Origin of the sequence: Paenibacillus hodogayensis (assembly GCF_039536325.1) — a bacterium.
Classification (GTDB): domain Bacteria; phylum Bacillota; class Bacilli; order Paenibacillales; family NBRC-103111; genus Paenibacillus_AB; species Paenibacillus_AB hodogayensis.
Genome location: NZ_BAAAYO010000002.1, coordinates 370586 through 389261, shown reverse-complemented (window position 1 = coordinate 389261; position 18676 = coordinate 370586). Strand labels below are relative to the sequence as shown.

Below are 18676 nucleotides of genomic sequence, written 5' to 3'. Positions count from 1 at the left end.
GCGATGAGACGACGCTACCTCGGTCGGGTTTACCCCGGCAAGCTCCCGATCGATCGAGTAAACGACCAAGATGCGAAAAACGCCCTCGCATCCGCTAAATAGCGGATGCCGGGCGTCTTTTTGCCTGCTGCGCAGTTCGATCACAGCTTCTCGGCGACGAGCGTGAACGTCTTCGGAATGCCTTTGTCGAACGCGTCCGACGAAGCATTTGGCTCCTCCTCGAGCAGGCGGATGAACAGGCCGGCCGAGGCGATGCCGGTGACGATCTCGCCGAGCGTCCATTTGCGCAGCTTCACTTTGTGAAGGTCGGACTGGGCCGACTCCGGCACGAATTTAGCGTAGCTGACGCTGGTTTCCTCCAGCGACGTATCGAAATAATCGCCGTTCACCTTGTGCTTGCGGATGTTGGCTGTCGTTCCCCGGGATTGGATCAGCTTCGTCGAGACCGGATGGAAATCTTGCAGCACGAACCTGCCTCCCGAACGGAGCAGACCGGCAATGACGGCAGCCAGCGGCTCGAGATCGAGGAAATAGTGCAATATGCCGAATTCCATGACGACGAGATCGTAATCGCCGGTCAGCTCTTCGGACGGCAGCTCCAGCACGTCGGAGACGATATAGCGGATCGGCGCTCCGGCCGCTTCTGCCAGCTGCCGCGCGTAGCGGGCGTTCTCGGAGGCGAAGTCGACGACGGTTACATCGGCGCCGAGCAGCGCCATGGCAACGGCTTTATGGCCATGGGAGCCGAGCAGATTGGCCGCCTTGCGGCCGTTCAGTTCGCCGGCGAAGCGGGCGAAGGAGCGGATGCGCGCCAGCGGGTCCTGGACGATTTTGGCCGCCGCCGCTTCGGGCGTGCCGAACCGGTTGACCCAGGCGTCGTATGCCTGCTGGTTCCAGGCCAGCTCGTTGCTTTCATTCAATTGCTTCTGCACATTCGATTCCTCCGCGTTCATTTCTATAATCGGATTCCGCTGTTTTATGTTTTGACGTTTATATTTTAACACATGAATCAAACAAGTCGAACGGGAGGGCGGGCAGCAAGCTGCTTTGCCGGGATTTGACCGAGATGAATGGGATGCCGATGACCGTTTCCGGCTGACGGGCATTCGGTCGGGAGCAAACGCAACGGGCCGGCTTTCAGCGGAATGGCCGAACGGCTGGCCGGCTCTCCCCAGTTGCGCCCCGATTTTCCCTATGCTATAGTAAATGTAATTTCTTTCAATCGATTCGGTAGAGGAGGTGTCACTATGTTGCAAGTCGCTGAACGTAGCGGTTGGTCCCAATATTGGGTACATCAGGCTACGATCGTATTCCGTTTATTCGCTAACGGGAGACGTCTGTCCATTTTTGGCGACTGCAACATTTTGACCCTGTAGATCGCGGTCCGACGCGCGGCGCATTGCCAATAGCTCGGGTCCGGTTCGTATGGCTGACAAGAAGCCGCGGGTAAAAGGTTGCCTTTTGCCTGCAGGCTTTTTTTTGCGTATCCAAAATACCGAAAACGAGGGTGAACGAGATGATCGTATGCATAGCGGAAAACATCAATAAAACATGGGGCGGCACGACCGTATTAACCGAAGTGACGCTGGACATTCACGAGGGGGAGCGTATCGGGCTGGTCGGGCCGAACGGCTGCGGCAAGACGACGCTGCTGAAGCTGCTGGCCGGTATAGAGCCTCCGGATGCGGGGGTCATTCACCGCAAAAAAGGATGCCGGACCGCGCTGCTGGCGCAAATCCCCGATTACGGCCCGGACGCGACGGCGCTTGACGTGCTGCACGAGGCGTTCGGCGAGCTGCTCGCGCTGCGGGAGCGGATGACGCGGCTGGAGATAACGATGGCCAGTCCGGACCCGTCGGTTACGGAGAAGGCGCTCCGCGAATACGGAGCTTGTCAGGAGGAGTTTGCCGCACAGGGCGGCTATGAAATGGACTCCAACGTAGCGCGCGTGGCAAGCGGACTCGGCATCAAGCATCTGCTGCAAACGCCGTTTGCGAGTCTGAGCGGCGGCGAACGGACGAAGGTATGTCTGGGTCGCATCCTGCTGCTGCGGCCCGATCTGCTCCTGCTGGACGAACCGACGAACCATCTCGATCTGGACGCCGTTGAGTGGCTGGAGAGCCATTTGCAAGATTATGCGGGCAGCGTCCTGATCGTGTCCCATGACCGGTACTTTCTCGATCGGGTCGTGAACAAAATTTACGATCTCGAAGGGGGACGCCCGGAAGCTTATCACGGCAACTATTCTTTCTTCGTCGAGGAAAAAGAGCGCCGGCTGCTGCTGGAGTTCGCGGCTTACCAAGAGCAGCAGAAGAAAATCGCCAAGATGGAGGAAGCGATCAAGAGAATGAAGCTGTGGGCCGCCCAAGCCGACAATCCGGCCATGTTCCGGCGGGCGGCGTCGATGCAGAAGGCGCTTGACCGGATATTCCAACTGGACCGCCCCGTGCTGGAGCGGAAACGGATGGGCCTCGCCTTCTCCATGAACGAGCGGAGCGGGAAAGACGTCTTTGTTCTGGAAGGAGTGAAAAAGTCGTTCTCCGTCGACAGCGAGGCAGCTCCTGAAGAAAGTAGCGGGATGGGCGAGACCAGCCGCAGAACGCTCTATGCGGGGCTTCATATGCAGGTGCGGTTCGGAGAGGCGATAGCGATAGTCGGGGGCAACGGGAGCGGCAAAACGACGCTGCTGCGGCTGCTCGTCGGGCAAGCCGAGCCCGATGAAGGCACGGTGAGACTGGGGAGCAACGTGAAGATCGGTTACTTGGCTCAGCAGGACTGGTTCTCCGACGAGAGCAGGACGATCTTGGAAGTGTTTCGGGATACCGTGATGGTCGAAGAAGGGGAGGCCCGCCGCCTGCTTGCCCGGTTTTTGTTCTACGGAGCGTCCGTCTTCCGTCAGGCAAGCAGTTTGAGCGGCGGCGAGCGGATGCGGCTCAGGCTGGCGCAGCTCATGCATCAGGAACTGAACGTGCTGGTGCTGGACGAGCCGACCAACCATCTGGACATCGATGCCCGCGAGGCGCTGGAGGAGACGCTGGCGGCCTTCCCGGGAACGATCGTGTGCGTATCTCATGACCGGTATTTGCTGAACAAGCTGTTCCCTGTTACGTATTGGCTGGAGCGCGGGACGATGAACCGGTACGAGGGCCATTACGCAGAGGCGCGAATGAAGCGGGAGGAGCTCCGGGCAACCCGCAGAGAAGCCTCGGGCGAGGTGAAGGAGGCTGTTTCCGGAAACCGATTTTCAGATAGCGCGGTCACCAGGCGTGTGCGCGAGCCGCAGGCAGAGAGCGGCGGCGCCTCGGCCGGACAACGGGACAGGCATGCCGTCAGACTGGAGAACGATATCGCCTTGACAGAACGTAAAATCGAGCTGCTGGAGAAGGCGATGATGACCGAATCGGATGTCGCCAAGCTGTCGGCGATGCACGGCGAAAAAGAGCTGCTGGAGGCCGAGCGGGAGCTGTTGTACGAGCGCTTGGTGGCTGAAGAGTAGACAGGAAACCAGGTATAGGCGGCGAAGTAACAGACATCCGGCGACTCTTCCCCATCCCTAACAAGAGTAATCAACACGAAGAGGGAGCTTGAAAAACATGAATAAAGAAGATATTTTAGAAAAAAGCAGAAAGTCCCGTTTTGACGAAAGAGAACAAAAAATTTTGGGCGATTCGAACGAGATAGGTTTGATGGTTGTCCTTGCCTTGACGTTGTTTTTTGCAATATGGGGTTTGTTGCATGGAGTATATCGCTATGACCTTTATGCGGTTTTCACCGCATGTGTTGCCGCTAGAAGCGTATATAAATATTTTCAATTGAAGTCGGTCAAATTAGTATTCGCCTCCATATTGGGAATGACGGCTGCGATAGGCAGTACAATTGCGTTCTTTCTGGGAGGAGCATGAATTGAAAGACGATTTGGTTTTAAATAACCGCCTTAAAGTAGCGAGAGCGGAAAAAAATCTGTCACAAGGCCAATTAGCGGAAATGGTGGGGGTATCCCGCCAAACGATCAGTTCTATTGAAACCGGACAGTTCTGCCCGACCGCTAAATTAGCTCTCGTATTATGCATAGCTTTGGATAAGAAATTTGAAGAATTGTTTTATTTTTGAGTGTACGAACAAAGGAAGGGAAGGATGAATGATGTTAATCCCGTTAACGACCCGATTGCAGGACGATGAGGTCGTTTCTCTGCTCGGTCAGTCGGTTTTTCCTGACCCGGCGGCCATTGAAAAGGCGGTTGCCCTGTACAGGGACGACCCGCATCATGAATTGTACGGTCTTGAATTCGAGGGAGCTCTGGTCGGCCTGGCCGGCATTGCCATGGGTAGAGGCGAGCCCGGAACGCTGCAGCTGCGGCATATTGCCGTCCATCCCGATCATCGCGACAAAGGCTTCGGCAGAGATATGGTGGTGGCGCTCATCCCGATGAAGCAGCCCGAGCGGATCGTTGCGGAGACGGATGACGAGGCCGTCGATTTTTACCGGAACATCGGCTTCACGATCGAAAGTCTGGGCGAGCTTTATCCCGGAGTGGAACGGTTCGCGTGCACTTATGTCACGGATGAAGAGGAAGAATGAGGATGTTGTCTGCATAACGGTTCCATGAGGCACCAGGTTCGGGCCCCAAGGAGTGCAGGAGTGGATCGAAGGATAAGAACCTAGGCACCGCAGCGAGCGCATAAGCAGGCGATCTCAAGGAGAAAGAGGCGAATGCGATGCTGGACAAAAGTCTGGAATACTACCGGGTCATTATGAAGCGCGAAGCGGGAACGCCTCTGCCGCAGGCGGACCTGCCGGAAGGCTTTCGCTTCGCTCTGTACCGGGACGGAGACGAGCAGGCTTGGGGAGAAATCGAGACGTCGGTGCTGGAGTTCGAGCAGACGGAGGAAGCGGTACGGTATTTTCGCGAAAACTATGCCGCATATGCTACCGAGGTCAAGCGCCGGACGCTGTTCGTTGAGCGGGAGGACGGCAAGAAGGTGGCCACGTTTACGGCGTGGTGGAACTACACGGGCCGCCGCCGCTACCCGTTCATGCACTGGGTGGCGGTGAAGCCGCGCTACCAGGGACTCGGGCTCGGCAAAGCGATTATCGCCAGAGGCGTCCGACTGATGACGGAGCTCGAGGGAGATTGCGTCATGTACATTCCGACGCAAACGTGGAGCCATAAGGCGATCCGGCTGTACCTGTGGGCCGGCTTCGAGCTGGAGACGGAGGAGCCGGAGCCGGGCGGCGTCATTAACCAGACGAAGCAGGCGCTTGAACTGATCCGTCATTTGATCGAAGAACGCTCCGATCGCTAGAATATTACTGGTGCAAGAAGGGGGCTGGCTTGGGGCTGGCCCCCTTTTACGGCTATCGTTTAGGCTGGACTGAGGCTATTGCTTCGCTTCCAGCTTCGTCTGCGACAAAAATCGGTCGAGAATCGCCCGATGGCTGCCCACAATCCCTTCCGGCAGTTCATCCAGCGGGAAGTAGCGGACGTCCAGCGACTCCTCCCGATCGATCACAAGCTCGCCGTGCACTTCACGGGTGCTGTAGGCAATAGTCACGGCATAAAATTCGTCTCCGTTCGGAGCGGTCATAAACGATTGCGGACCGGAAAATACGTCGATCAGCTTCAACTCGCCAAGGTCGAGAGCGGTTTCCTCGCGCACTTCCCGGCGGACCGTATCCTCGGCCGATTCCCCGAGCTCCATCAAGCCTCCGGGAAACGCCCACTTGCCGGGCGGGTGAATGCGCTGTTGAAGCAAAACGCGATTGCTATTGTCGACGATGACGGCAACCGCCCCGACCAGAATAAGCGGCCGATGCCCGACGATAGCCCGTAAATCCTCTATGTATCCCATGACGCCCCATTCCTCCTTTTTTAATGCCGGTACGTGTTCCACGTAGTGTACCAAATAAACCCAAGCTTGTGAAGAAAGTCGATGCCGCGCAAAAACGATTGACAACAAGTCGGGGCGTCCCTTATATTGTTTGTACATACAAAACAAAAGGAGCGGTTCATGATGAGCAATAACCAAGAGCCGGACGAAAGTTTCCTGCACAATTGTTTGTTTTTTACCGCCAACCGGCTGAGCCGGGCCATTACGAGGATGGCCGAGGAAGAGTTTGCCGCCACCGGGCTTACGCCGATGTACGGCTATTTGATCCGGCTTGTGAACGGAACGCCGGGCATTTCGCAGAAGGAGTTGTCCGAGAAGCTGTACGTCACGCCGTCCACGCTGACCCGGTTTGTCGATAAGCTGGAGAGCAGGCAGCTCGTAAAGCGCAAAGGGCAAGGAAAGACGGTGCTCGTCTACCCGACGGAGAAGGGCCGGCAGTTGGAGAGCAGCATACGTCAAGCTTCGAAGGACTTGCATAAGCGGTATGAAGCCATTATCGGCGAAGAAATGTCCGACCACCTGACGATCATATTGGAAACGGCAAGCGAGCAATTGGAGAAACGCTGACCGTTTTTGCAATTTATTTTGTATGTACAACTAAAATTAAAACTGATGGGTCACCGCATGGGAAGGAAAGGAACGGATGGAGTTATGATGAAAACGTCAAGAATGTATTACGGCTGGATAGTCGTACTTATTACGTTTGCCGCTTTGCTTGTATCGGCTGGGGTCCGCTCCATGCCCAGCTTGTTTATGATTCCGTTCGAACAGGAGTTCGGCTGGAGCCGGGGCGGCATTTCCGGCGTCATTTCGACGGGCATTTTTTTATACGGCTTGGTAGGACCGTTTTCGGCCGCTTTTTTGCAAAAATACGGCATTCGCCGCGTAATGGTATTTTCCTTGGCGCTGCTTGCGGTTAGTCTGTCCATTACGCCGTTCATGACGGCTTTGTGGCAGTTCCAGCTGCTATGGGGGCTTGTGGCCGGTCTTGGAACCGGAGCGATGGCCAACGTGCTGGGCGTTACGGTAACGAACCAATGGTTCGTGAAGCACCGCGGTCTGGTCGTCGGCTTGCTTACGGCCAGCGCCGCGACCGGGCAGCTGCTGTTCCTGCCGCTGCTGGCCAAAATTACTATGGAGGCGGGATGGAAATATGCGATATACGCAGCCGTGGCCGTAGTCGTCGTATTGCTGGTCATCGTAGCCGTTTGGATGCGCAGCCATCCATATGACGCCGGATTGGCCCCCTATGGGACGAATGAGCTGGTCAAGCCGGAACCGTTCCGCGGGAACCTGTTCCTCGTGCCCTTGCAGGCGCTGCGCTCGGCGCTTCGCAATAAGACGTTTTGGCTGCTGGCCGGTACGTTCTTCTTCTGCGGCTTCTCCACAAACGGTCTGATCGGCACCCACTTGATTCCGGCGTGCGGGGATTTCGGCATTAACGAGGTGGCGGCTGCCGGACTGCTTGCGATGATGGGACTGTTCGACCTGGTCGGAACGACGCTGTCCGGTTGGTTGTCGGATCGGTTCGACAGCCGCTGGCTGCTGTTCTGGTATTACGGCTTGCGCGGGCTTTCGCTGATGTTCCTGCCTTATGCGCTCGATTCGAGCCCGGCCGCACTGATGACGTTCTCGGTGTTTTACGGCCTGGACTGGATCGCCACCGTGCCGCCGACGGTCAAGCTAGCTTCCATGGAATTCGGCAAGGAACGGTCCGGCATGATATTCGGCTGGATCGTGGTAGCCCACCAGCTCGGCGCCTCGACGGCCGCCTACGGCGCCGGGGTCGCGCGGGATTGGCTCGGCTCGTACACCGTGCCGTTCGTCGCCGCAGGCTTCGTCTGTCTGTTCGCCGCCCTGATGGCGGTGCGTATCGTCAAAGCAGGCGGCTCCCGGGCTTCTCAGCCTCAAACGTAATGGAGCTTTGCAGCAGCCGAACGTGACAGCCCCCCGCCGGGAATGCACATATTCGTTTTTTCCCTGTCTCGCTGAAAACGGGCGTGATAAAATAAGCGAATAACGTTCCCGACGAAAGAGGCGACTGGCGATGGACTTGACGGCAATACGCGAGCATATTCCCGGATTGGAACCGCTGACCGGCGTGCAGCCGATCAGCAAAGGTTTTTCCTTCGACCGCAAATACGCGCTGCTTGGACAGAATGGTCAGCCCGCCTATGTGCTCCGCACGGCAACCTTGAAGGATGCTGATCGCAAGCGAAACGAATTCGAGATCGTCCGCCGCGTGCACGAAACGGGTGTCCGTACATCCGGGCCGGTGGCGTTCGGCACGATCGAGGCAAGCGACCTATGTTTTATGGTTCTTACTTATGTAGATGGCGACGATGCGTCGGAAGCGTTGCCTCTGCTGACGTCCGACGAGCAGTATGCGATCGGCGAAACAGCGGGAAGCGAGCTGCGGCGGATGCATGAACTGGAGCATCCCGGAGGGCTGGAGGAATGGTCCACACGGCGCCTGGCCAAGCATAAGCGGCAGTTGGAGCAATACCGCTCTTGCGGCGTCGCTATTCCCGAAGAGGCGGCGGTGCTTTCTTTTATCGAGGAGCATGCGGGTCTGATGAACGGCCGTCCGAACCGGTTCCAGCACGACGATTTTCATCCGGGCAATCTGCTCGTCCGCAACAAGGCTTATGCCGGGGCGATCGATTTTAACCGTTACGATTGGGGAGACCCGTATCACGATTTTTTGAAAATTGCCTATTTCAGCAGAGACGTCAGCGTACCGTTCGCGATTGGCCAGATCGACGGCTATTTCGGAGGACGGGTTCCGGAGCTGTTCTGGAAGCTGTACGCTCTGTACACGGCGATGATCGTCCCACCGACGATTACATGGACGCTCCAGGTCGTGCCCGAGCAATTGGATTCGATGCTGGACCGGATCCGGGTCGTGCTGGAAGATCATCGCGGCTTCGATAGCGTCGTTCCGGGATGGTATAAGCCTTAGACGACCGATGACCGATGAAACTGGACCTTGGTCCAGTTCCAGATTCGCGCCGAAGCAGGAGGATTCCTTTCGTTCGTTTGTGGTAAAATGGAAGCAACAAAGAATGAATGAAGGAGTTGTACCGATGAACGTCAGGGTCATTATGGGAGCGGTTCTGCTGCTGCTTGGTGCTTATCTGTTTCTGGATCGCGGGGGGAACTTGGGGCCGGGCACGATATTCGCCTATTTCTGGCCGAGTTTGTTCGTTATGCCGTTAGGATTATTTTTTCATTGGATGTATTTCCGCATGGTTGGTCGCAAAGGAATTGGGCTGCTCATTCCCGGCGGCATATTGCTCACGGCGGGGATCGTTTGCCAGATCGCCATGCTGTTCGACGGCTGGAGCTACATGTGGCCTGGATTTATTATGGCGGCGGCCGTCGGTCTGTTCGAATTTTATTGGCTGGGCAGCCGCAACAAATGGCTGCTGATTCCGATCAACATTTTGGTCGTGCTGTCGCTGCTGTTCTTCATCGTGTTCTCGGCCGGGGCGCTGCTCGGTCATCTGGCCGGTCAGCCGGTTATCGCGATTGCGCTGCTGCTGGCGGGGGCGCTGCTGCTCGTCGGGAAGAAGCGGGAACTGAAATAGGACGAATTAGGGGAAGGGTGCGGCCGCCAGGCCGCCCTTTTCTTTTTTAGCAGGAGGGTGGAACAAAATGGATCGGCATGCGTCAATATACATATCGGAACAATAGCTATTTGGAGATGGGCAACATGAACGGGCTGGCCACTACAAAGGAGCGGATGAGTAATGATTGCAGATTTAAGATGGAGAGCGGGCGCGGTGGGAGCCGTCATGGTTTTGCTGGCGCTGTGCGGGCAGCCGTCCGGCGTGTCGGCCAAGGAGGCGGCTGCCGATCCGATCCTTTATGGTGGAGCCGCCGACATGTCGAAGCAGTTGCCGCCGGATCTGGTAAAGACCCCCGATCTGGTCAAAACCTTACCGCAGGGCGGTAAGAGCGGCAGCCTTGGTTCCGCGCAGGCGGGAGATGTACCCGATTCGGCGGTGGAGGGGGCGAGCGATTGGGCCAAGTCGGACATCAAGCGGGCGATTGCGCTCGGCCTGACGACGGACAAGGCGCTTGGGAGCTTTCAGGAGCCGATCACTCGCCAGCATTTCGCCGGACTGATGGTGAAATGGATGGAGGCGATTACGGGCAAAAAAGCGCAGCCGATCTCTCCGAGTCCGTTCAAGGATACGAACGATTCCGATGTGCTGAAGGCATACGGGCTTAGCGTCGTTCGGGGCGTCTCGGACGATACGTTCGCTCCGTCGGCGAAAGTGACCCGGCAAGAAATGAGCGTCATGATCGAACGGGCGTTTCATCTGACCGGCCGGTTTCCGACGTCGTCGGTCCAGGTCGAGCCGTTTGCGGACGCACAGGATGTGGCGGAATGGGCTGTCGGAGCGGTGACCTATACGGCTTCCGCCGGCATTGTCAACGGCGTCGGCGACGGTCGGTTCGACCCGCTCGGCTCGGCCACGAGAGAACAGGCGATCGTCATCGTCAAGCGCGCATACGAAGCGGTGGAGACCACTCCGTGACCGCAGCTTTCAGCAGCCGGATAGCGGCTGCAGCAGACTGTGGAGCATGGCAAGCTCATCGCAACCTACAAGACTGAAGGAGGCTTTAAAAGTGCGCAAGATGGAAATCCGCCCCTACGCAGAAACGGACCACGACCGGTTGGTGGATATTTGGCACAGGGCGGTTATACGCACCCATGATTTTTTGACCGAAGAGGACATCTCTTACTATTACGGCTTCGTTCAGGGAGGCGCCCTGAACTCTGTGGAAATTTGGGTAGCGCGGGATGAATCCGGGGAGCCGAGCGGCTTTGTCGGCCTCGACGGGGCCAAGGTGGAGATGCTGTTCGTCGACCCGGAGCGTCACGGACAAGGGACGGGAAAAGCCTTGCTCGATCACGTCGTCGCCCTGAAGGGCAAGCCGGTAACGGTCGACGTCAACGAACAAAACGGAGGCGCCCTCGGCTTTTACCGGCGATACGGTTTTGAACAAATAGGGCGGTCCGAGCTCGATGGCTCCGGCAAGCCGTTTCCGCTGCTTCATCTGAAGCTGGATTCCTGAGGCTCCGGCCCGCCACAACGAATAAACGGCAGCGCGGAGGCGTATTACGCTTCCGTCTGCCGTTTTTGTCGTGCGGTTACCGGTTATCGACCTTCTCCGGATACAGATCGTGGTTGAGCAGCCGGTGCTCGGCCATCTGCCCGTACTTGGTGCCCGGCCGTCCCCAATTGCAGTAAGGATCGATGGAAATGCCGCCCCGCGGGGTGAATTTGCCCCATACCTCGATATAGCGCGGCTCCATCAACGCGATCAGATCGTTCATGATGATGTTGATGCAGTCTTCGTGAAAATCGCCGTGATTGCGGAAGCTGAACAAATACAGCTTGAGCGATTTGCTTTCGACCATGCGCCGGTCGGGAATATATGAAATGTACAAGGTGGCGAAATCCGGCTGTCCGGTCATCGGGCAAAGGCTCGTAAATTCCGGGCAGTTGAATTTGACGAAATAGTCCCGTTCCGGATGCTTGTTGTCGAACGCCTCCAAAATGTCCGGCGCATACTGAAACCGGTAATCGGTGCCCTGATTGCCGAGCAATGTAATGTCTTGTAAGTCGTGTCCGCTTCTTCCCAGTGTTTCCGACATAAGAGCAATTCCTCCTTCATAGGTTAACGGTCTTAACCGTCTATCGGTTCCCCGGCTTTTCCGGATGCTAGACGCCCTTCTTGTTGCCCCACAGCCAAGTATGCAGCTGTGGCAGCACATGCGCCCGCTTGAGCCGTTCGTGAGCGATTACGCATTCGACCAGCCAACGGTACCGGTCCAGCAAGTACGGCAGCAGCCGTCCCGGGTCGGTTTCCCGCAGCCGGTCGTTACCGCTTTGCACATAGAACGGCACATCCGGATAACGCTCATGGACCTCGGCGGCGTAGAGCAGGTCGGCATCGTCGAAAATCACGATCTTGAGGCTGAACCGCCGCTTGCGCTCCAATAAGTTCCCGACGATGGAGTCGAGAATCACCCAATCCGTCGACATGCGGGAACTGGGAGGCTTGGGCGACAGCGTCAGCTCGTCGATCTGCCAAAACCAGTCCTGCCAGCGGCTGCCTTGCGTTTCCAGCGCGATCGTCACGCCTTGCCCGCGAAGCAGGTCGACAAGCTCCGCCAGCTGAGGCAGCAGCGCGGGGTTTCCGCCGGATACGGTCACATGGTCGAAGGTGTCCCCTCCGATTGCCCTCAACTCCGCGTATATATCCCGCGCCGTCATCAGGCGAATCTCTTCCTTGCCGGTCCCGTCCCACGTAAACGCCGAATCGCACCAGGCGCAGCTGTAATCGCAGCCGGCGGTACGGACGAACATCGTTTTGCGCCCGATGACCATCCCCTCGCCCTGCACGGTCGGACCGAACAGTTCCATGACCGGAATTCGCCTTGCCGCGCTTTCCATCGTTCCAACAGCGCCGCCTTCCGATTGACTGCCGGTCGGCAGATTCGTTTGTCCGCGGCCGTTCACAGGCTTTCGCCGTCTTTCGGCCGGTATAGGCAATAGCTGGTCGGCGTCTCGCGCACATACACCTGCAAGCAGCGGGGGCGGTTCGCCGTCCCGTCCAAATGTGCCTGAACCAGCTCGCAAATCGTACGGGCGACGACCTCGGTCGTGGGAAACCGATCGGGCCGTTCGTCGTCAAAAAGATCGGAGTCGTCGTTTAACAGCGAATGGTCGAATCTATCGTGAATCAATTGCTTCAGTATGGCGAAATTAACCAGGAAGCCGGATGCGTCCAACTCGTCCCCGGCAACCGTAATATTGGCGAAGTACGTATGTCCGTGCAGCTGCCGGCATTTGCCCGCTTGCTCCGCAGGGACGTAGTGGGCCGCGGCGAACTGCATATCCTTGTTCAACTCGTAGACGAAGCGGTGCGCAATCGCGGGATACATTTGCTGAATCATGGCAGTCCGGCCTCCCGTCCTGGCAAAGCCGCGGCGACGTATTCGTCCAGACCTTTCCGGCGCAGCTTGCATGCCGGACATTGTCCGCAGCCGTCGGCGACGATGCCGTTGTAGCACGTCAGCGTGCGTTCCCGCACGAAGGCGAAGGCGCCGAGCCGGTCGGCCAGCTCCCACGTCTGCGCTTTGTTCAGCCACATCAGCGGCGTTTCGATTACAAACGGATAGTCCATGGCCAGATTGAGCGTGACGTTAAGCGATTTGACGAATACATCCCGACAGTCCGGGTAACCGCTGAAGTCGGTTTCGCATACCCCGGTTACGATATGCCGGGCGCCCGCTTGCTTGGCCATAATGGCGGCGAACGACAAGAACAGCAGGTTGCGCCCGTCGACGAAGGTGGTCGGCGGCGCACCTTCCCGTTCCTCGATGGCTACATCGCTGCGGGTCAGCGCATTGGGCGCCAACTGCCCGAGCAGCGAGAGGTCCATAATACGGTGCGGGACTTTCAAATCGCGGGCGATCGAGGAGGCACATTCGACCTCCCGTCTATGCCGCTGGCCGTAATCGAACGTCACGGCCTCCACTTCGGCGTACCGTTCCATCGCCCAGAACAGGCACGTGGTGCTGTCTTGCCCGCCGCTGAAGACGACGACGGCTTTCGAATCGTTCATTTACGCATCTCCCTCTCTTATCGAGAAGAACGAGATCCTTCGAGATACCCTTCACTAAAGAATCGGCGCGAAGCGTGCTGCCGCTTCGCGCCGAACGCAAAAACGACGATACCTGAACGGGGTCATCGCTTTCACTTAGTTTTTTATCGAGGGAGTTCGCGAACCTCTCCCGGTGGTACCGTCCCGTATAGCTGGACGTTCCTCTCCGGATTTCTTCTTTAGTTTTCCTTCGTACTATAGCACAGGGGCGCGGCAAAGGGAATAGGGTCCAAAGCCGGCGGCCTGTTCGTCGGAAGGAGTCGGGCGTGGCGCCGGAATCGACATTTTGCGCTATTGACCGGGAAGGCCGGCAAGGCTAAAATCGTACTAATCGGATTCGGGTGTATCGGCGTTGCCAGGCCCATAGCGAAGGGGGACATTCATCAATGGAATGGAAACAGTATGACAGCGCCCGGCTCTTGCTCGACAAAGCGGGCGACCTGCTGGAACGCGACGAGGCGGCCAACAGTTTGCTGCTCGGCCTGCTCGATACGCTGGCACGGCAGGAGAACAGCGGTCCGCTCGCTACCGCTCCTCTTGTGGCGAGTGTGGACGACGATCGAGGACGACCGGTGCTCGTCCTTTTGCTGAATGCCATAAATTTGATCGTATACGGGAACGGGCCGGAGCAGGCGCAAGCGGTTCGCGTGGCCGTATCGCACCTGGTCCGGTGGAACCGGCACGTGCCGGGCCTGGTCGGTTCGGTGGAGGTCGCCCGTCAGTTTGCGGAGGAGTGGGCGGAGGCTGCCGGCAAGACCGCCGTTGTTAAAATGAACCAGCGAGTTCACCGGCTAGATGCGGTGAACCCGGTGCGGATCAGTCCGGGACGGCTGCAGCTGGCCGGAGAGGACGACGCTGCTCTGATCGCCGGCTGGGTTCACGAGTTTGCCGAGTCGGTCGGGGAACGGATGACTGCCGAGGAAGCCAAGACGAGAACGCGGGAAGCGATTGCCGGTTCCACTTTGTTTTTGTGGACGGATGCCGGAAAGGCGGTCAGCATGGCCAAAAAAACGCGCCCGACGCGCAGCGGCATCGCGCTCAGCCTCGTCTACACCCCGTCCGAGCTGCGCGGCAAAGGATACGCCACCTCGTGCGTAGCGGCGCTCAGCCAGAGGATGTTGGACGAAGGGCGGCAATTTTGCTGTCTCTACACCGATTTATCGAATCCGATCTCGAACGGCATTTATGCCAAAATCGGTTATAAGCCGGTGCAGGATTCGATTCAATACCGATTCAACTGAACGGTGCGGGCATGACGTACCGGGTTAAGAAAGGGTCTGCCCGGCAATGGGTTCCGCTTTGCGCCAATGTGCGGAAAGCGGAGTCCATTGCCGGGGGACTTTTTTTGCATACAACAAAACTGATTCAAATACCCCAAGAATGGCTTAACTACCTAATAGAAGGACAATGATCCGCGGCGCCGAGGGAGGCGCGGACGTGACGGTGCCCTTTCGTACGGAAAATGAGGCGGAACTGTTCTTTTCGATAGTAGTATTGCATAAATATGCATTGATATGTATAATTTAATCGAGAGGTGAATGAACGATGAATATCGCATTTGACGATACGCTGCCGGAGAAAGCGAAGGTGGCGGCACTTATAGAAGCAAGCGGATTGACGGGACAGTGGGACGCTGGCCGGTTTTTCGGCGAAGCGCAGGAGGAATACCGCGTCATATCAGCTTACGACCGCGACAGACTGGTCGGGATCGGACGCATTCTGGAAGAGGGCCGGTCCGAAGACGAAGGACAAAGCCGATTCGATATCGTGGTCATGCCCGATTACCGTCACCGCGACATTGTGGGAACGATGTTCCGGCTGTTGAACCGCCGCCGCCGTACCCCGGTCAAGCAAGCTTGAGAGCGGTCGCGCCCACGCACACCCGCCCCGAGAAGTCCTGTGGAGCAAACCCGGAGCCATCGAGCGCCCATGCGCCCGAAAGCACGTCCCGGCAAGCGCTCCGCGGACGTTTCGGGGTTATTTTGCTTTGCTTCGGTCGTGAATTGGTGTATAGTGGTTTTAACGTTTTTTCAACGATTATGGGGATTATCCGCGAACCTTACAGGAGGTACACTCGACATGGAAGAATTGAAGCTGAAAGTGCTTGAGTTGCTGAAAGAAGACGCTCGTCGGACCCCGGATCTCGTGGCAACGATGCTTGGCGTCGATGTCGACGAGGTTCGGCGAGCGATTAAGGAGATGGAGGCGGACCATATCATCGTCAAGTACGCCACTGTCGTCAACTGGAGCAAGGTCGACGACGAGAAGGTGACCGCGCTGATCGAGGTGCAAATTACGCCCGAGCGCGGCCGCGGCTTTGACGCGATTGCCGAACGCATCTATCTCCACCCCGAAGTGAAATCCGTCTATTTGATGTCTGGCGCTTACGATCTGCTTGTCGAGATCGAAGGCAAAAACCTCAAGGAAGTCGCTTCGTTCGTCTCCGGCAAGTTGTCGCCGATCGAGAGCGTGCTTTCCACGAAAACGCACTTTATACTCAAAAAATATAAGCAGGACGGGATCATCTTCGAAGATCACGTCGAAGATTTCCGGATGCATATTTCTCCCTAAAGAAAAGGAAGATTCGGATGATGAAACAGGAACAACTTCAGACAGGATCGGTCAACGATTCCACTTCAATGACGCGCTATTTGAACCCGCTCGTACGAGACATGCCGCCATCCGGCATTCGCAAATATTTCGATTTGGCAAGCGGCAACAAGGAAATCGTCTCGCTCGGCGTAGGCGAACCGGATTTCGTCACCCCGTGGCACGTGCGCGAGGCCGCCGTCGCTTCGCTGGAGCGGGGACGTACGACCTACACCCCGAACGCCGGACTGCCGGAGCTGCGGGAAGCGATCGCCGAATATTTGTACACCCAGTTTGATGTAAAATACGAGCCGAGAAACGAGATCCTGGTAACGATTGGCGGCAGCGAGGCGATTGACCTGGCGCTGCGTTCGTTCATCTGTCCCGGCGACGAAGTGCTCGTGCCCGAGCCTTGCTATATTCCTTATGCGCCGATCACCTCGATCTCTGGCGGCGTAGCGGTCGGCATCGAGACGTTCGCCAAGGACAACTTCCGGCTGACGCCGGAGGCGCTGCGCGCCAAGCTGACGCCCCGCTCGAAGGTGCTGATCCTGTGCTACCCGAGCAACCCGACAGGCGGTATTATGAGCTACGACGATCTGCTGCCGATTGCGAAGATCGCCGTGGAGCACGATCTGCTCGTCATATCTGACGAAATCTACGCCGAGCTGACCTACGGCACGAAACACGTGTCGATTGCGTCCCTGCCCGGTATGAAAGAACGGACGATACTCGTAAGCGGCTTCTCCAAAGCGTTCGCCATGACCGGCTGGCGCATGGGCTATGCCTGCGGTCATCCCGATCTGATTTCCGCCATGCTGAAAATTCACCAATATACCGTCATGTGCGCTCCCGTCATGGGTCAGGTTGCCGCCCACGAGGCACTGACCAAGGGAATGGATGAGAAGGACCGGATGGTCGAGTCCTACAACCAGCGGCGTCGGCTTGTCGTCAAAGGATTCCGCGATATCGGCTTGGAATGCCATGAGCCTCAGGGCGCGTTCTACGTGTTTCCTTCGATCAAGCAGACGGGTCTTTCCTCCGACGAGTTTTGCGAACGTCTGCTGCGGGAAGGCAAGGTGGCGACGGTCGCCGGCCATGTGTTCGGGCTTGGCGGAGAGGGCTATATCCGCTGTTCATACGCGGCCTCCGTTGCTCAGCTACAGGAAGCGATCCACCGGATCGATCTGTTTTTGCGCAAGCTGGAGACGCAAGGCTGACGACGGAAATGCCGTGTTCGACAATTGTAAATGTATTACACTTTTTCCTTACTCTCTGGTATAATGGGACTAACCGCATGGGCGGGCAGACTTATGGCACACAAGTTCGAGGAGAGGAAGGGATCGGATGTAATGGTCATGGATGTCGAATTCGGCAATCGTTCGCACCCCAAGTGCGAGAGCATAGCACGACAACCATTGCAATGGCCTTATTCGGCGCTGCGAAAGTCCCGATCCGACTCAGCCGTTGCTGCAGCTTCATTGGAAGACGAAATTACGAGCTTGCGCCGCCAGATGGAAGACGCTTTTGTGCAATGCCATTCCTTTACGTCGGAGCCCGTCATGGATATAAGCCGGAAGCTGGATGTTAAAATTTATGAATATATGAGAGTTTTGCATCAAGGACTGGGGTAACCCGGTCCTTTTTTTGTTTTATCTTTGTTGCCTGCCCGAGTGTACAAAAAGCCGGCCTGGATCGGGATAGCGGCAAGACTTGTAGGGCGCCCGGCAAACTTTCGTTTCGAAACTTGGCGTGCTATCATAGATGTACAGGTTGAAAGTGGAGGGACAAGCGAAGATGAAAGCGTTATGGGGCAGAATGGGGCTGCTTGCTGCGGCAATGGCCTTCTTGTTGGCGGTGGCAACCGCATGCGGGGGATCGAAGGCGGACGCGACGGTTTTTATGATGTTTCCGCAAAATTCTCCGTTCAACAAGCAGGACGAGGTGGTAAAGACGTTGACGGCCAAGCTCGGAGAGAAGCCGACCGTAGAGGTCAGCATCAGCCCGATTTTCGAAATGCAAAAGATGATCGTGGATTTGGCGGCGGGCGATTGGAGCGTTTATGTGCTGCCGAAGGAGCAGTTCGACGGCTTTAAGAAGGAAGGCGGATTCGTGCCGCTCGACGATGTGTTGAAAAAAGAAGATTTTCCGGACGGGGTCTACGACGGTCAACTGGTCGGCGTGCCGCTCAAAGATTCGAAGCTGCTCAAGGATGCCGGTTACAAAGGCGGAGAAGTGTACGGCTTTATTATCCAGCGATTGAAGGAAGGGAAGCGCGAGGCTGCCAAGCAAGTGCTGAAAGCGATGGCGGAACGATAAGCGGATACGATCAGCGCCAACGGGCGTGCCGGACGGCGCGGCCGTTTTTGTTTCTAGTGCGATTGCCGTGAGACGGTCTCAGGGGCAATCGAAATAGACACAGTCCGGCTATGCAGAGAAGGCGGAGGGGAGCCTTTGAGTCCGCAAAAGCGAAGCGGTCGCCTTTGAGATCGGATTCCGCCTGCTACTACTC

The 18676-nt window shown here is 57.1% G+C and carries 23 protein-coding genes and 1 riboswitch; of the genes, 17 read left to right on the top strand and 6 right to left on the bottom strand.

Annotated features, from left to right (window positions below; genetic code table 11):
• Positions 1-140: 140 nt before the first annotated feature.
• The gene (locus tag ABD796_RS07255; RefSeq protein WP_379116348.1) at positions 141-953 is read right to left on the bottom strand and encodes a class I SAM-dependent methyltransferase; all 813 of its coding nucleotides are present in this window, start codon (positions 951-953) and stop codon (positions 141-143) included.
• Positions 954-1516: 563 nt separating this feature from the next.
• Here ABD796_RS07255 and abc-f point away from each other — a divergent pair.
• The 5 genes from abc-f (at position 1517) to ABD796_RS07230 (ending at position 5304) form a co-directional block, all read left to right on the top strand.
• A complete protein-coding gene (gene abc-f, locus ABD796_RS07250; RefSeq protein ID WP_344905183.1) occupies positions 1517-3496 on the top strand; it encodes a ribosomal protection-like ABC-F family protein in 1980 nt (659 codons plus the stop codon).
• 97 nt (positions 3497-3593) lie between these two features.
• Positions 3594-3902 carry a DUF6442 family protein gene (locus ABD796_RS07245; protein ID WP_344905180.1) on the top strand — a complete coding sequence of 103 codons (309 nt, stop codon included), beginning with the start codon at positions 3594-3596 and terminating at the stop codon, positions 3900-3902.
• A 1-nt stretch (position 3903) separates the two neighbouring features.
• Positions 3904-4110 carry a helix-turn-helix transcriptional regulator gene (locus ABD796_RS07240; protein WP_344905177.1) on the top strand — a complete coding sequence of 69 codons (207 nt, stop codon included), beginning with the start codon at positions 3904-3906 and terminating at the stop codon, positions 4108-4110.
• Between the two features lie 28 nt (positions 4111-4138).
• Complete coding sequence (locus ABD796_RS07235; protein WP_344905174.1) at positions 4139-4579, top strand: GNAT family N-acetyltransferase; 441 nt, start codon at positions 4139-4141, stop codon at positions 4577-4579.
• A 137-nt stretch (positions 4580-4716) separates the two neighbouring features.
• Complete coding sequence (locus ABD796_RS07230) at positions 4717-5304, top strand: GNAT family N-acetyltransferase (protein ID WP_344905171.1); 588 nt, start codon at positions 4717-4719, stop codon at positions 5302-5304.
• A 75-nt stretch (positions 5305-5379) separates the two neighbouring features.
• On the opposite strand, the gene ABD796_RS07225 is transcribed toward ABD796_RS07230, so the two are convergent.
• Positions 5380-5850, bottom strand: a complete 471-nt coding sequence (locus tag ABD796_RS07225) for an NUDIX hydrolase (protein WP_344905168.1) — start codon at positions 5848-5850, stop codon at positions 5380-5382.
• A 162-nt stretch (positions 5851-6012) separates the two neighbouring features.
• Between ABD796_RS07225 and ABD796_RS07220 the strand changes: the two genes are divergently transcribed.
• The 6 genes from ABD796_RS07220 (at position 6013) to ABD796_RS07195 (ending at position 10977) form a co-directional block, all read left to right on the top strand.
• A complete protein-coding gene (locus ABD796_RS07220; protein WP_344905165.1) occupies positions 6013-6456 on the top strand; it encodes a MarR family winged helix-turn-helix transcriptional regulator in 444 nt (147 codons plus the stop codon).
• Between the two features lie 84 nt (positions 6457-6540).
• The gene (locus ABD796_RS07215) at positions 6541-7806 is read left to right on the top strand and encodes an MFS transporter (RefSeq protein WP_379116342.1); all 1266 of its coding nucleotides are present in this window, start codon (positions 6541-6543) and stop codon (positions 7804-7806) included.
• A gap of 130 nt (positions 7807-7936) precedes the next feature.
• Positions 7937-8851 carry a phosphotransferase family protein gene (locus tag ABD796_RS07210; protein WP_344905162.1) on the top strand — a complete coding sequence of 305 codons (915 nt, stop codon included), beginning with the start codon at positions 7937-7939 and terminating at the stop codon, positions 8849-8851.
• A gap of 124 nt (positions 8852-8975) precedes the next feature.
• Positions 8976-9479: a hypothetical protein gene (locus ABD796_RS07205; RefSeq protein ID WP_344905159.1), complete on the top strand. Its 504-nt coding sequence runs from the start codon at positions 8976-8978 to the stop codon at positions 9477-9479.
• Positions 9480-9641: 162 nt separating this feature from the next.
• A complete protein-coding gene (locus ABD796_RS07200) occupies positions 9642-10436 on the top strand; it encodes an S-layer homology domain-containing protein (protein ID WP_344905156.1) in 795 nt (264 codons plus the stop codon).
• A gap of 100 nt (positions 10437-10536) precedes the next feature.
• On the top strand, positions 10537-10977 hold the full coding sequence (locus ABD796_RS07195; protein WP_344906272.1) for an acetyltransferase: 441 nt from the start codon (positions 10537-10539) through the stop codon (positions 10975-10977).
• A 76-nt stretch (positions 10978-11053) separates the two neighbouring features.
• Here ABD796_RS07195 and queF read toward each other — a convergent pair whose 3' ends face one another.
• The 4 genes from queF to queC form a co-directional block, all read right to left on the bottom strand.
• Complete coding sequence (gene queF, locus ABD796_RS07190) at positions 11054-11560, bottom strand: preQ(1) synthase (RefSeq protein WP_344905151.1); 507 nt, start codon at positions 11558-11560, stop codon at positions 11054-11056.
• Between the two features lie 67 nt (positions 11561-11627).
• On the bottom strand, positions 11628-12362 hold the full coding sequence (queE, locus tag ABD796_RS07185; RefSeq protein WP_344906269.1) for a 7-carboxy-7-deazaguanine synthase QueE: 735 nt from the start codon (positions 12360-12362) through the stop codon (positions 11628-11630).
• 62 nt (positions 12363-12424) lie between these two features.
• Positions 12425-12865, bottom strand: a complete 441-nt coding sequence (locus ABD796_RS07180) for a 6-pyruvoyl trahydropterin synthase family protein (RefSeq protein WP_344905148.1) — start codon at positions 12863-12865, stop codon at positions 12425-12427.
• The gene (queC, locus tag ABD796_RS07175; RefSeq protein WP_344905144.1) at positions 12862-13536 is read right to left on the bottom strand and encodes a 7-cyano-7-deazaguanine synthase QueC; all 675 of its coding nucleotides are present in this window, start codon (positions 13534-13536) and stop codon (positions 12862-12864) included. The genes ABD796_RS07180 and queC overlap by 4 nt, the downstream gene beginning before the upstream one ends.
• 129 nt (positions 13537-13665) lie before the next feature.
• A riboswitch (PreQ1 riboswitch) is annotated at positions 13666-13709 on the bottom strand.
• A 252-nt stretch (positions 13710-13961) separates the two neighbouring features.
• Between queC and ABD796_RS07170 the strand changes: the two genes are divergently transcribed.
• The 6 genes from ABD796_RS07170 (at position 13962) to ABD796_RS07145 (ending at position 18483) form a co-directional block, all read left to right on the top strand.
• Positions 13962-14816 carry a GNAT family N-acetyltransferase gene (locus ABD796_RS07170; protein WP_344905141.1) on the top strand — a complete coding sequence of 285 codons (855 nt, stop codon included), beginning with the start codon at positions 13962-13964 and terminating at the stop codon, positions 14814-14816.
• Between the two features lie 304 nt (positions 14817-15120).
• Positions 15121-15435 (top strand): hypothetical protein, encoded by a 315-nt coding sequence (locus ABD796_RS07165; RefSeq protein ID WP_344905138.1) that lies wholly within the window; start codon positions 15121-15123, stop codon positions 15433-15435.
• Between the two features lie 219 nt (positions 15436-15654).
• Complete coding sequence (locus ABD796_RS07160; protein WP_344905135.1) at positions 15655-16146, top strand: Lrp/AsnC family transcriptional regulator; 492 nt, start codon at positions 15655-15657, stop codon at positions 16144-16146.
• A gap of 17 nt (positions 16147-16163) precedes the next feature.
• Positions 16164-17384 carry an aminotransferase class I/II-fold pyridoxal phosphate-dependent enzyme gene (locus ABD796_RS07155; RefSeq protein ID WP_344905133.1) on the top strand — a complete coding sequence of 407 codons (1221 nt, stop codon included), beginning with the start codon at positions 16164-16166 and terminating at the stop codon, positions 17382-17384.
• Positions 17385-17477: 93 nt separating this feature from the next.
• Positions 17478-17798 (top strand): aspartyl-phosphate phosphatase Spo0E family protein, encoded by a 321-nt coding sequence (locus ABD796_RS07150; RefSeq protein WP_344905130.1) that lies wholly within the window; start codon positions 17478-17480, stop codon positions 17796-17798.
• Positions 17799-17961: 163 nt separating this feature from the next.
• Positions 17962-18483, top strand: a complete 522-nt coding sequence (locus ABD796_RS07145) for a hypothetical protein (protein WP_344905127.1) — start codon at positions 17962-17964, stop codon at positions 18481-18483.
• Positions 18484-18676: the final 193 nt, after the last annotated feature.